Source organism: Arthrobacter sp. zg-Y895 (assembly GCF_020731025.1).
Taxonomy (GTDB): domain Bacteria; phylum Actinomycetota; class Actinomycetes; order Actinomycetales; family Micrococcaceae; genus Arthrobacter_B.
Map to the genome: position 1 here is coordinate 34739 of NZ_JAJFZY010000013.1, position 13545 is coordinate 48283.

At 65.9% G+C, this 13545-nt stretch carries 11 protein-coding genes; 7 read left to right on the forward strand and 4 right to left on the reverse strand.

Annotated elements, in window-relative coordinates:
• Positions 1-4: 4 nt before the first annotated feature.
• The gene (locus LJ760_RS16495; protein ID WP_374200076.1) at positions 5-847 is read right to left on the reverse strand and encodes an SGNH/GDSL hydrolase family protein; all 843 of its coding nucleotides are present in this window, start codon (positions 845-847) and stop codon (positions 5-7) included.
• An 88-nt stretch (positions 848-935) separates the two neighbouring features.
• Between LJ760_RS16495 and LJ760_RS16500 the strand changes: the two genes are divergently transcribed.
• Positions 936-1598 (forward strand): alpha/beta hydrolase, encoded by a 663-nt coding sequence (locus LJ760_RS16500; protein ID WP_227924414.1) that lies wholly within the window; start codon positions 936-938, stop codon positions 1596-1598.
• On the opposite strand, the gene LJ760_RS16505 is transcribed toward LJ760_RS16500, so the two are convergent.
• Positions 1595-1825: an RNA-binding S4 domain-containing protein gene (locus tag LJ760_RS16505; protein ID WP_227924415.1), complete on the reverse strand. Its 231-nt coding sequence runs from the start codon at positions 1823-1825 to the stop codon at positions 1595-1597. The genes LJ760_RS16500 and LJ760_RS16505 overlap by 4 nt on opposite strands.
• Positions 1826-1901: 76 nt before the next feature.
• Between LJ760_RS16505 and LJ760_RS16510 the strand changes: the two genes are divergently transcribed.
• The 3 genes from LJ760_RS16510 to LJ760_RS16520 all read left to right on the forward strand — a co-directional run bounded on the left by LJ760_RS16510 (position 1902) and on the right by LJ760_RS16520 (position 5400).
• On the forward strand, positions 1902-2915 hold the full coding sequence (locus LJ760_RS16510) for a DMT family transporter (protein WP_227924416.1): 1014 nt from the start codon (positions 1902-1904) through the stop codon (positions 2913-2915).
• 191 nt (positions 2916-3106) lie between these two features.
• Entirely contained in the window at positions 3107-4495 is a 1389-nt protein-coding gene (locus LJ760_RS16515) for a glycine--tRNA ligase (RefSeq protein WP_227924417.1), read from the forward strand.
• On the forward strand, positions 4495-5400 hold the full coding sequence (locus LJ760_RS16520; protein WP_227924418.1) for a GNAT family N-acetyltransferase: 906 nt from the start codon (positions 4495-4497) through the stop codon (positions 5398-5400). The genes LJ760_RS16515 and LJ760_RS16520 overlap by 1 nt, the downstream gene beginning before the upstream one ends.
• Before the next feature lie 68 nt (positions 5401-5468).
• On the opposite strand, the gene LJ760_RS16525 is transcribed toward LJ760_RS16520, so the two are convergent.
• Both LJ760_RS16525 and LJ760_RS16530 read right to left on the reverse strand, forming a co-directional pair.
• Positions 5469-6053, reverse strand: a complete 585-nt coding sequence (locus tag LJ760_RS16525; RefSeq protein ID WP_227924419.1) for a TetR/AcrR family transcriptional regulator — start codon at positions 6051-6053, stop codon at positions 5469-5471.
• Positions 6054-6125: 72 nt separating this feature from the next.
• On the reverse strand, positions 6126-7586 hold the full coding sequence (locus LJ760_RS16530; protein ID WP_227924420.1) for a short-chain fatty acid transporter: 1461 nt from the start codon (positions 7584-7586) through the stop codon (positions 6126-6128).
• Between the two features lie 57 nt (positions 7587-7643).
• Between LJ760_RS16530 and dusB the strand changes: the two genes are divergently transcribed.
• The 3 genes from dusB to LJ760_RS16545 all read left to right on the forward strand — a co-directional run bounded on the left by dusB (position 7644) and on the right by LJ760_RS16545 (position 13434).
• Positions 7644-8939 (forward strand): tRNA dihydrouridine synthase DusB, encoded by a 1296-nt coding sequence (dusB, locus tag LJ760_RS16535; RefSeq protein ID WP_442860676.1) that lies wholly within the window; start codon positions 7644-7646, stop codon positions 8937-8939.
• Positions 8940-8947: 8 nt separating this feature from the next.
• Positions 8948-10231 (forward strand): deoxyguanosinetriphosphate triphosphohydrolase, encoded by a 1284-nt coding sequence (locus tag LJ760_RS16540; protein ID WP_227924422.1) that lies wholly within the window; start codon positions 8948-8950, stop codon positions 10229-10231.
• Positions 10232-10551: 320 nt separating this feature from the next.
• A complete protein-coding gene (locus LJ760_RS16545; RefSeq protein ID WP_227924423.1) occupies positions 10552-13434 on the forward strand; it encodes a thioester domain-containing protein in 2883 nt (960 codons plus the stop codon).
• The last annotated feature ends 111 nt before the right edge of the window (positions 13435-13545 follow it).

Below are 13545 nucleotides of genomic sequence, written 5' to 3' on the forward strand. Positions count from 1 at the left end.
AGGTCTAGTCAGCTGATCCCTGCGGCATCCGCTGCCCGAACATCGGTCCGGCCTCGGGACGCTTGGCGGAGATCCCGTCACCCGAGGACTGGTGCCGCACCCGGCGGACCACCCACGGGAACAGGAACTCGCGGGCCCAGACCATGTCCTCGGAGCGCGCCGTCCGCCAGTTTTTTGCAGGCAGCGGTTTGGTCTCCAGGGGCTGCAGTGAATGCGGCACCTGCAGGGTATCCAGCACCATCGCGGCAATGGTGTGGTGTCCCAGCGGGGAGAAATGCAGGCGGTCCGGAGCCCACATCTGCGGATCATTCAACTCGCGCAGCGCCCACATGTCGGCAATGACGGCGCCGTGCCGCTTGGCTACGGTCCGCAGGTTTTCGTTGTAGATCGCCGCCCGGCCCCGGACACCGCCCAGCACAGGAGTGCTCCCGAGATCAGGGCCGGTAAACAGGACCACCCCGGCACCTGATCCGCGCAGCCGGGCCACGGCGCCGTCCATGCGTTCGGCCAGCCGGTCCGGATCGCCGCCGGGACGGATCACGTCGTTGCCGCCTGCGCAGATGGTGACCAGGTCCGGCTTCAAGGCGAGGGCCGGCTCCAGCTGCTCGTCAATGATCTGGTTCAGCAGCCGTCCCCGGATGGCGAGGTTCGCGTAGGAAAAGTCGGGCTGCCCCGAAGCCAGTTCCTCCGCCACCCGGTCCGCCCAGCCGCGGTTGCCGCCCGGACTGTCCGGATTGGGATCGCCGATGCCCTCGGTGAAGGAATCGCCCATGGCCACGAACCGGGACCAGAGGTGCAGCGGCTGCTGCGCCTGCCGGGAATCGGGGGCGGAAACGGCTTCGGGCAAGGAATTTGTACTCACCGGTCAATACTTGCAAACCGACCCTTGGCTACGCGACCGTAGGTTGTAAATACCGGCATGCCAGAATAAATGCATGACGAAATCCGCGTGGAATCCTGTTGTCCTCTGGTCCAAACCCGAAGCCGAACGGGCCGGCACCCCGCTGCTGGTGCTGTTCCACGGTTACCTGGCCAATGAAGAGGACCTGATGGGGCTGGCCGATTACCTGCCCTCTGACTTCACCATCGCTTCGGTCCGGGCACCGCAGGCCTCCGGGCCGGGCTACACCTGGTTCCCGCTGATGAGCGACGCCGATTACTCAGTGGACGCAGTGGTTGATTCGGTAGCGGACGTCGCCGCATGGCTCGACACCGTTCGGGACAATCACACCAGCGTCAGCCTCTTGGGCTTTTCGATGGGGATGGCCGTGGCCACCACCCTGATGCGGCACCGGCCGCAGGACTTCGCCGCCGTCGTCGGACTCTCCGGTTTTGTGGTCCCTTCGCAGGACAACCCGTTCTTCCACGACGACGAACTGCAGCCGGGCGGCATGCAGTTCTTCTGGGGACGCGACCAGGCCGACCCGGTCATCGACGCGCCGCGGATCGAATACACGCACGCGTGGCTCAATGCCCACACCGCACTGACCAAGATCCTCTATTCGAACATGGGCCACGGCATCAACATGCAGGAGCTGGGCCATGTGAAGGAGTTCCTGGTGCATACGGTGCTGCGCGCCAACACCCGGGCGAACTAGCCCTCGCGGGTAACCCGCACCGTTTCGCCGTTGACGGAGACGAGGTCGCCGGCGTGCAGCTGGCGGCCGCGGCGCTCTTCAATGTCGCCGTTGACCTTGACCATTCCGTCTTCGATCAGCTGTTTGGCCTGGATGCCGTCCTCGGCCAGGTTGGCGAGCTTGAGCAGCTGGCCCAGGCGGATCATTTCGTCGCGGATGGGAAGGTCTTGGGCATCGGAGGAACTCATGCCTCCATTCTGCCCGACTTTCCCGCCGCTGCTTCCGCTGGCCGGTCCGAGCCGTTGACGGTTGTAGGGTAGTCGGGTGCCAAATGCTGTGCGGATGTCCCCGCTGATCGGTCTGCCCCTGTCCCTGCTCGCCGGGGTTGCCATCCCGTCCCAGGCCCGCGTCAACGGCGCCCTGGGGGAACGGCTCGACGACGGCCTGGCCGCCGCCCTGGTCAGCTTCCTGGTGGGGCTGGTGGTCATGATCGGCATCAGCCTGGCCCTGCCCCGCGGCCGGGCCGGCGCCGGACAGCTGATTCCCTCGCTGCGGGAACGGCGGTTCCCGCGCTACTACGTGCTGGCCGGCATGATCGGCGGCTACTTCGTGCTCTCCCAGACCCTGACGGTGGCCGTCCTGGGCGTGGCAGTGTTCACCGTCGCCGCCGTCGCCGGGCAGACCCTCACCGGGCTGGTGGTGGACCGGCTCGGTATCGGACCGGCGGGCAAGAAGGCGCTGACCGTGATGCGCGTAGTGGGCGCGGTGCTGACCATTGCCGCCGTGGCCTGGGCCGTCAGCCCGAAGCTTGGGGGCGGGGGAGAGCCGTCCGAATGGCTCCTGCCGGTGCTGCTTCCCCTGACCGCCGGCATGCTGATGAGTTTCCAGCAGGCCATGAACGGCACCACGGGCATGCATTACGGCACCCCCATCACCGCCACGCTGGTGAACTTCATTTCCGGCACCGTCCTGCTGGCCGCGATGTGGGGGATCAAGGTGGCGGTTTCGGGACCGGGCAATCCGCTGCCCGGCGAGTGGTGGCTGTACCTCGGCGGGCCGCTGGGCTGCATCTTCATCGGTGTAGGTGCCCTGCTGGTGCGCAGCCTGGGAGTCCTGCTGACCAGTCTCGGGCTCATCGGCGGACAGCTGATCGGCTCGCTGCTCCTGGATATTGTCTTCCCCGCGCCGGGTTCGGTGGTAGTGGCGGCAACGGTCCTCGGCACGCTGCTGACACTGCTCGCCATCGTGCTGGCCACGCTGCCGTGGAACATGCCCGGCGGCGGCCCGTTCCGCCGTCGTCGTACCGGCCGGACCAACATCGGATCCACCCCGCGCTGAACCCGGAAAACGCCGCTCGCGCGGGCCGGTAGGTAAGCGGGGCGTCGCCGCCTTAAGCTGGTAGTTGTAGCTTTGCCCGGGCGGCTCAGAACCGTGCACCCGTTTCGCGGTGGTACGGATGCCCAAGGGACACCAGAAGAGGACCGCACCCAGCGGCCCCCTCGACACGAAAAGAACGGCGGTACCATTCCATGGCTTCGACCAAATCCAAGCTGGATCCCATCATCTCCCTGGCCAAGCGCCGGGGGTTCGTCTTCCAGTCGGGAGAGATTTACGGCGGGTCCCGGTCCGCCTGGGATTACGGCCCCCTGGGTGTCGAACTCAAGGAAAACATCAAGAAGCAGTGGTGGCAGCACATGGTCCGCGGCCGCGACGACGTCGTCGGGCTGGATTCCGCCGTCATTCTTCCGCGCCAGGTCTGGGAAGCTTCCGGCCACGTTGAGGTGTTCTCGGATCCGCTGGTGGAGTGCCTGAGCTGCCACAAGCGCTACCGGGCCGACCACCTCGAAGAGGCCTACGAGGAAAAGAAGGGCCACGCGCCCGAAAACGGCCTGGCCGACATTGCCTGCGCCAACTGCGGCACCAAGGGCCAGTGGACCGAACCGCAGGAATTCTCCGGCCTGCTCAAGACCTTCCTCGGCCCCGTGGCCAATGAAGAAGGAATGCATTACCTTCGCCCCGAAACCGCGCAGGGCATCTTCGTGAACTTCAACAACGTGCTGACCACTTCGCGCAAGAAGCCGCCGTTCGGCATCGGCCAGATCGGCAAGAGCTTCCGCAACGAAATCACGCCGGGCAACTTCATTTTCCGCACCCGCGAGTTCGAGCAGATGGAAATGGAGTTCTTCGTCGAGCCGGGCACGGACGAGGAATGGCACAAGTACTGGATCGAAAACCGGTTCAACTGGTACACGGAATTGGGGATCAACCCGGAGAACCTGCGCCTCTTCGAGCACCCGCTGGAGAAGCTCAGCCACTACTCCAAGGGCACCACCGACGTCGAATACCGCTTCGGTTTCCAGGGCTCCGAGTGGGGCGAGCTCGAGGGCATTGCCAACCGCACCGACTTCGACCTCGGCACGCACTCCAAGCACTCCGGCACGGACCTGAGCTACTTCAACCAGGCCACGAACGAACGCTTCACCCCGTACGTGATCGAGCCCGCCGCCGGCCTGACCCGTTCCTTCATGGCGTTCCTCGTGGATTCCTACACTGAGGATGAGGCACCCAACGCGAAGGGCGGCGTCGACAAGCGCACCGTCCTGAAGCTGGATCCGCGCCTGGCACCGGTCAAGGCTGCCGTGCTGCCGCTCAGCCGCAACGAAGACCTTTCGCCCAAGGCCAAGGACCTCGCCGCGCAGCTGCGCCGCAACTGGAACATCGACTTCGACGACGCCGGCGCCATTGGCCGCCGGTACCGCCGACAGGACGAAATCGGCACCCCGTTCTGCATCACCGTCGACTTCGACACGCTCGAGGACCAGGCTGTGACCGTCCGCGAACGCGACACCATGGCGCAGGAGCGCGTGAGCCTGGACAAGGTTGAGGGCTACCTGGCCGAACGGCTGATCGGCGCGTAATGGCTATTTCGTTCCGCGAATGGCGTGAAGACGACGATCTCAAGCTCAACCAGCTCTGGGGCGACCCGGAGAGTGCGCAGGCCGGGCAGTTCCGTGCCGTGCTGCGCCCGTCCTCCAATGAGCCGTGGAGCCGCTGCATCGTGGCCGAAGACGACGGCATTCCGGTAGCAGCCGGCGTTGTCTACGAGACGAGCCTGCACCCGGACCGGCTGTGGGCCTACGTGGAGGTAGCCCGGGAAAACCGGCGCGCCGGCCTGGGCACCGCCCTGCTGGGCATGCTGCGCAAGGAAGCCGAGTCGGCGCCGTCGGGCGTGACCAAGCTGCGCGCGAAGGTGGAGCCGGGCACCCCGGCCGCCGGGTTCGCCGAAGCAGCCGGGCTCACCCCGATCCAGCGGTCCTGCGTGGTGCTGGTGGAACCGGGCAAGCTGAAGCTGCCCGTATTCACCGACGACGGACCCCAGCTGGACGAAGCAGCCACCGGTTCGGTGGAACTCACCCAGTCAGTCACGCAGTTCTACAACTCCGTGCATGACTGGGACCGCGCCGACATGACACTCGGCAAGGCCCAGCAGATGCTGCTGAATGACGCCACCGGAGCTTCCGGCGCTGTCGTCCTGCGGGACAAGCCGAAGAAGGACGGCGGGAAGATCGCTGCCTTCGCCGTGAGCTACACGCAGGAACGCACGGACGAACCCGCCGATGTGCTGGTGGGGTACGACACCACCCTGGACCTCGACGAGGCGCAGGCCGCAGTGGAGTCCCTGGTAGCGATGCTCGCGTACCAGTACCCGGTGCAGCTGGAAGTGGATGAGTCCATGACCGCAGTGGTCCGGGCCCTGGAACCGCTGATCAAGGCGGGCGTGGCCCGGCAGGTCGGCAGCGAAACGCTGATCCTCAGCGACTAGCCTTCCTCAGCAGAACGAAAAGAGGCGGCCCCCGCACCATGCGGGGCCGCCTCTTTTCGTGTCAGGACTCAGGACTGCAGCCGCCCGGACAACGCATAAAGCACGGCTGCGGCCACATCATCCACGGAACGTTCCGGATCGAACACCAGCCAGTCAAGCGCACCCATCAGGGTGGCGCCAAAGACGCTGCCGGCAATCAGGGTCAGCCGGTCCGTTCCGCCGTCGGGCAGGCCGTCGGGCCCGCCGGTCTGACGGATGGGCTCGACGAACTCGGCCAGCGCCTCCTGCCGCAGCAGGTGCAGGGAGTGCTGCCAGGTCCGGTCTGTGCGCAGGATCTCCGCAGCCATGAGCTTGGCCAGGGCGCGGTTTTCGGACAGCAGCTTTAGCAGAGCGCGGACCATCGACTCGATGGCCTTCCAGCCGGCCAGGCCGCTGCGCGCATCCCGGAGGCACTCGGTCAAGGCGCCCACACCCTCCAGCAGGAGCTTCTCGAAGAGCTTGTCCTTGGAGGAGAAGTTGTAATAGAGGCTGCCCTTGGCCACCCCGGCCCGTTCGGCCACGTCGTCCATGGTGGTTCCGGAGATGCCGTTGGCGGCGGCCAGGTCCAATGCGGCGTCGAGTATGGCGCGCTTCGTGCCGGATTCGCGTGGCATGCGGCAATGGGTCCTTAGGCGGAAGGGAAATACTGTCCCTTCGATCTTAGATGCCGCCGGGCCCGGGCCGGACTACGGTGCCGGTGCGGGTGCCTCCGGAGGGATCACGGGAGGTTCGAAGCTGAAGGTCATGCCCAGCAGCCAGACCAGCAGCAGCACCACCGGGAGGTGGATGGTGAACTGCAGGAACGTGAATCCCACCAGGTCCCTGGCCCGCAGCTTCAAGACCGCCAGCAGCGGGAGCATAAAGAAGGGATTCACCAGGTTCGGCAGGGCCTCGGCTACGTTGTAGATCTGTACGGTCCAGCCCAGGTTCATTTCGACGTCGGTGGCGGACTGCATCACATAGGGTGCCTCCACCAGCCACTTCCCGCCGCCCGATGGAACAAAGACGCCGAGGATGACGGTATAGACCGCAATCACCACGGCAAAGCCGCCCCCGGAACCGATGCTGGTGAAGAACTCGGCCAGATGTTCGGAGACGGTTATGCCGCCGGACCCCTCAGCCTTCGTCAGGATGGCCGCCATGGCCGCATACAGGGGGAACTGCACCAGGATGCCGGCCGCCGCCGGAACGGCCTTGGTCACCGCCTGCAGGAAGTTGCGCGGGGTGCCGTGCAGCACCAGGCCCAGGATCAGGAAGACCAGCAGATAGCCGTTCAGGCTCGAGATCACCGTCAGGAAGGGCTTGGTCACGAACTGCGATACCAGCCAGCCGACGGTGAGCAGGCCGAGCAGCACCGGCAGGATGCGGCTGTACTCCAGCCACTCGCCTGGACGCTCGCGCTTGGCCGCCGGCTCCGGGGAATCGTCCAGGTCCACGCCCAGGTCCTGCGCCGTGCGGATAGCCGCCCCGCGCGGAGCGGAGAAGTGGGCAATGAGGGTGGTCAGCACGATGAGGATGGCGCAGGTCAGCAGGGACTGCCACGTGAAGATGGTCTTGCCGAAGTCCAGCACCCCGGTGACCTCCAACAGCGCCGGCGGCAGGGAGGCCGCCGTTGCCTGCAGCTGCGCGGCTGAGGAAGAGAGCCCCAGTGCCCACACGGCGCCCAGCCCCATAAACGCCGCTGCTCCCAGGGCGCGGTAGTCCACTTGGAGGTCGCGCCGGCGGGCAATCGCACGTGCCAGCAGCCCGCCGAAGACCAGGCTAAGCCCCCAGTTCAGGAAGGACACGGACATGGACAGGAAAGCCACGAAGCTGACGGCGGTTGCCGCCGTCTGTGGAACAAGCGCCAGCCGGGCGATCAGCCGTGCCACCGGCGGGGACGTGGCCACGGTGTAGCCGGTGAGCACCACCATGGCCATCTGCAGGGTAAAGGCCGTGAGGTCCCAGAAGCCGTTCCCGAAGGAGTCCACCACGGCCTGCGGCGAGGAACCGTTCAGCAGGGCAGCCAAAGCGACAAGAACCACGCCGCCGAGAGCGAAGACATAAGCATCCGGGAACCATTTCTCCGTCCAGCGGGCCATCACCTGGGCTACGCGGGCCAGCCCCTTCTCGGACGGTGCGGAGGTGCTCTTGGCAGCGGTGGTCATGGGAAACCTCGAATCTTCGGTTGCAGCGGCGAAACCGATTTGATGCGGAAGTGAAAAGTGATGCAGATCACCAGCACGCTAGGGGCGGCAGGGAACCGGTGTCAATTCCCCGCGCCGGCAGCTTTCCCGGGCTCGGCGCCGGGCGGTACCGGATTTGCATCGGCTTGCGAGAATAGAGGGGTGACTGTTTTATCTCCGGAACTCAAGCTTGAGCTTCCCCCGCTGCAACTAGGCCCGATCACCGTGGACACCCCGGTGATCCTGGCACCCATGGCCGGCATCACCAATAAGGCCTTCCGCCGGCTCTGCCGCGAATACGGGGGAGGGCTGTACGTGACTGAGATGGTCACCTCCCGCGCCCTCGTGGAACGTTCGCCGGAATCCATGCGGATCATCAAGCACGACGACGACGAAAAGGTCCGTTCCGTCCAGCTCTACGGCGTGGACCCCAAGACCGTCGGTGCAGCCGTCCGCCTGCTGGTCGAGGAGGACCGTGCCGACCACATTGACCTGAACTTCGGCTGCCCCGTCCCGAAGGTCACCCGCAAGGGCGGCGGTTCGGCCCTGCCGTGGAAGCTGGACCTGTTCACCGCCATTGTGCAGACGGCGGTGAAGGAAGCCTCCCGGGGCAACGTGCCGCTGACCATCAAGATGCGCAAGGGCATTGACGAGGACCACCTGACCTTCCTTGATGCCGGGAAGATCGCCCGCGACTCCGGCGTTGCTGCCGTGACCCTGCACGGACGTACCGCGTCGCAGTTCTACTCCGGCAAAGCCGACTGGTCCGCCATCGCGGAACTGCGCGAAGCCCTGCCGGACATGAACGTCCTGGGCAACGGCGACATCTGGTCCGCTGAGGACGCCATCCGCATGGTTCGCGAAACCGGCGTTGACGGCGTCGTCATCGGACGCGGCTGCCAGGGCCGCCCGTGGCTCTTCGGTGACCTGGAAGCGGCTTTCGAGGGACGCACCGAGCGGCACCGGCCCGGATTGAAGCAGGTATCCGACAGTGTGTACCGGCATGCGGAACTGCTGGTGGAGACCTTCGGCGACGAAGTGATTGCCCTGCGCGACATCCGCAAGCACATGGCCTGGTACTTCAAGGGCTACGTAGTAGGGGGAGACCTCCGCGCTAAACTGGCCACGGTACCGTCCCTGACGGTACTCCGTGAACTGCTGGACCAGCTGGACCCCGATGTTCCCTACCCCGGCACAGACGCCGAGGGACCGCGCGGACGGGCCGGAACACCAAAAAAGACAGCGCTGCCGGAAGGCTGGTTGGACGGGCGGGAACTCAACGCCGCCCAGAAATCCATCATCTCGGCAGCCGAACTCGACGTATCAGGCGGCTAAAGCAACCCATGACCTTCCCGCAGGCAGTCCAAACCGCAGGCTATACCGAAGTTGACCTGGCCCGCTGGGTTACGGAACCGGCGAAAAACACCAACCGCACGCAGTTCGGCCGAGACCGGGCACGGGTGCTGCATTCCTCCGCCCTGCGCCGGCTGGGTGCCAAGACCCAGGTGGTCGCCCCGGATACGGACGACTTCGTCCGCACCCGGCTGACGCACAGCCTCGAAGTGGCGCAGGTGGGCCGGGAACTGGGCAATGCGCTCGGCTGCGATCCCGACGTCGTCGACGCCGCGTGCCTGTCCCATGACCTGGGCCACCCGCCCTTCGGCCACAACGGCGAGACCGCGCTGAACGACATTGCGCATGCGATCGGCGGCTTCGAAGGCAACGCGCAGACGCTGCGGCTGCTGACCCGGCTGGAGCCGAAGATCATTGCTCCCGACGGCACGCCTGCCGGGCTGAATTTGACCCGGGCAAGCCTGGACGCCGCCACCAAATACCCGTGGTCCATTGCAGACGCTCCGCTCGTCAACGGGCACCGCACCACGAAGTTCGGTGTCTACGAGGATGACCTGCCCGTCTTCACCTGGCTGCGCGACGGAGCTCCGGACGGACGCTCCTGCCTCGAAGCGCAGGTGATGGACCTGGCCGACGACATCTCCTACTCGGTGCACGACGTCGAAGACGCAATAGTCGCCGGCCACGTCCAGCTCAAATGGCTGGACAATCCCGACCAGCGTGCCCGCGTGGTCGGCTACACGCAGCAGTGGTACCTGCCGGGCGTCGAGGCCGCCGCCATTGAAGCCGCCCTCGCACGGCTGGAAGCCACGAACGTCTGGGTGCGCGAATCCGACGGCAGCCGCCGTGCGATGGCTGCCCTGAAGGACATGACCAGCCAGCTCATCGGCCGGTTCTGCAACAGCGCCCTCGAAGCGACGCGGGGCATCTACGGCACCGATCCGCTGACCCGGTACAACGCCGAAATGGTGGTCCCCGAGGACACCCAGCTGGAAATCGCCGTTATGAAGGGCCTGGCCACCACGTTCGTTATGACCACTGACCAGCGCCAGCCCCTGTACGAACGCCAGCGTGAAATCCTCACTGCCCTTGTCGCCCAGCTCTCCGCCACCGGGGACAAGCACCTGGACCCGATGTTCGCCGCAGACTGGCGGGACGCGGCCGACGACGGCGCCCGGCTCCGCGTCGTCGTCGACCAGGTGGCCTCGCTGACGGACGGTTCGGCACTCGCCCTCCACGAGCGGCTGGTAGGTCCGGTTCCGGCGCTCTGGTAGGGGTTCCGGTCAGCTCTCTGGCGGTTGGGTGCTTGCCCCGTTAGCCTTTGGCGCGGGGTGGTCCAGCGTCCGGTGATTCACTATCGCCGGGCGGTCGGCCGAACACGCGCACCCGAGGACCGCCAATGAGCACACAGCAGTCAACCCGTTCCCGTCAGATACGTCGCGTCAGGAAAGGAAGCCGACGGTTCCACTCTCGGAGCCTCCTGGTTTTCCTGCTGGGCCTGGCGATGTTGCCGCTGGGGCTGCCCGCGCAGGCCGCCGTGGATCCCGGGCCTCTTCTTGGTGCGCCTTCTGGCAACAACTCGAACACTGACATCGTGATCACCTCGCTGGGTGCCGGGACAAGGGTGTCGGGAGGGCTGCCGCCCCTGGGGCAAACCTGGCCCATTGACGCGTATCCCGCCGGTGTTCCGGCCGGGTACCAGACGGAAAACGTCAACTTTGCCGGCATCATCAATACCCAGGACGCCAGCGGCACCACCACTGCCGAGATGTACTGCATCGACCTGCGCACCTCCACGAGAGCGGGAATCGGCTACGAAAACGGCTCGTGGGATGAGTCCAACGTTCCCAACATCGGGTACGTCAACCGGATCCTGAACAATTATTATCCGAGCACGAACCTCCCCGCCGGCGTGAATAACAACACGAGGGCGGCCGCAGTGCAGGCAGCCATCTGGTTTTTCACGGACGGCTACGTGGTAAATCGGCAAAGCAGCATCTACTCCACAGTTGCGTCGATCGTGAATGCGACCATCGCAGCCGGGCCGCTGGAGGAGCCGGACCCTCCGGCGATCGCCATCACTCCGCCCACTACCGGAGCACCCGTGACCGGAGTCGCCGGACCGCACACGGTGACGTCGGAAGCGGATGAAATCGAAGTAACGGTGGACGAAGGCTTCAGCCTCTACGCCGACGCCGACGGGACCGTTCCGCTGAACAGTCCAGTTCCCAGCGGAACGCAGATCTGGGTGCGAAGCGACACGGGCGCAACGGGACCGGCAAACCTAACGGCCCGGGCCGCGGTCACCGTACCCACTGGCAACGTCTATCTCTACGACGCGGCAACGCCGGGGGTGGACAACGCCCAGAAGCTGATCCTAGCTGTCACGCGGGAGCTCAGCTCCAACGCGACGGCGGCCGCAGCCTTCACCGAGGTGGGCTCCCTTACCGTCACGAAGACGATTGCCGGACCGGCCGCCGGCAGCCAGGACGCCGTCGTTATCAATATCGACTGCGGCACCGGGACCCCGTTCACCTTCACCATCGACGCGCAGGCCACCGGGACAGCGTCCGAGACGTTCAACGACATTCCCGCGGGTTCCACCTGCACCATCACCGAACCGACCACCGGAGCCAATGACAGCGTCCAGGTGAGCACCATCCTGCCCGGCGCCGTCACGATCGTGTCCGGCAGCACTGCGACGGCGGCGGTCACGGACACCTATACCTTTACACCGGGAACGCTGGTGGTCACCAAAACCAACGCTGGGGAGGCATCCGGGGCCCAGGGCGAGGTGACGATCTCCGTGGTCTGCACCCTGGACGGGACCACCGTGCTGGACACCACGGAAACTATTCCGGCAGGAACCACGGACCCGGCGTCGTTCGAGTACCCGGAGCTTGATGCCGGCACCAGCTGCACGGTGACGGAAACCGCTGACGGCTCAAGCACCGCCGTGGCCGTTACCGTGACCGGGGAAGGGACCGTAACGGTTCCCCCAGCAGGCAGCGTTACTGCCGCACTGACCAATGACTACACCTTCACTACGGGAACACTCGCCGTCCGGAAGGACATTGCCGGGACGGGGGCCGGCAGGCAGGGCGTTGTCACGCTGCAGGTGACCTGCACCGCTGCAGGCGCGACGGTCCTGAACACGACCGTGACCGTTGCAGCCGGCACCACGGAACCAACCACCGAGGAGTTTGAGGACCTGCCCGCGGGAGCCAGCTGCACGGTCACCGAGACCGCCGACGGCGCCACCACCGAGGTCAGTGTGGAAACCGTGGTTGATCCAGCGGGCGGCATGATCACCGTCCCCGCGGGCGCTGGCGTGGAGGTCACAGTGACGGATACGTACACCGTGAATCCCGGGGCCCTGATAGTTGACAAGGTGATTGCCGGCCCGGCAGCCGGGGAGCAGGGTCCCATCACGATCGAGGTCGTCTGCACCGTGGACGGAGAAGAGGTGATCCGTCAGGAGATCACCATTGAAGCAGGCGCCAGCGGAACCGTTCCCGGCACGGTCAGTGGAATCCCGGAAGGTGCCAGCTGCGCTGTCTCTGAACCCGCAACGGGTGAAACGCCCGCGGTGGGCGTCACCGTGGAACTGCCCGAAGACGTGACGATAGCCGCCGGGGAAACGGCGGAAGCTACCGTTACCAATACCTACACGGTGAACCCGGGCTCGCTGACCGTCACCAAGGTCATCGCCGGCGGTGCGGCAGGAAACCAGGAGTCCGTGGAGGTCGATGTCCTGTGCACCTTGGACGGGGTGACGGTGTTTGAGGAGATCTCACAGGTTCCGGCCGGAACCACCGAAGACGTGGGCGCGGTGTTCTCGAATATCCCGGCAGGCGCCTCCTGCGCCATTACGGAACCGGTGACCGGAGCCACTGCGGCAGTCACCGTGGACACTGATTTGCCCGGCGACGTCGAAATCCTGGCGGGCGATACCGTCGACACCACGGTGACGAATACATATGCGTTCCTCCCGGGCACGCTTGCGGTCACAAAGGTCATTGCCGGTGAGGCAGCGGGGGAGCAGGGGGAGATTATCCTGCAGGTCCGGTGCGGACCGGACAGCTCGGTGCTGGACGAAACCGTAAGGATCCCTGCCGGCGCCACGGGGGACGTGACCGCTGAATTCGATGGTCTGGCTGCGGGCAGTGAATGCACGGTGATGGAGATAGCAAGCGGGGCTACGTCTGCGGTGCAAGTGGTCTCGGCCCTTCCGGCTCCGGTCACCATCCCCGCCAGGGGTACCGCCACGGCAGAGGTGTCCAATACGTTCAGCTTCGCAGCGGGTCCGGGTCCGGCGGATCGGCCGGCACCGGCCGGGTACAAGCCGAGCCGGCCGTACCTGCCTGCCACCGGGCTGGAGGTATCCGCCGGTGCCTATCTGGCGCTGGGCGCGGGGCTGTGCCTGATCGGCGGCCTGGGGATCTTCCTCGGCCGGCGTCCGGAAGAGGAGAACTAGGGAATATCGGAGGCGTTCGGCGCCCGCGGCTTCATTCGCGGACGCCGAGCGCATCTTCCCCGCTTCGCCGGGGCTTCCCGGTCGGTTTGGCGGGGAAGAATAGACTGGATG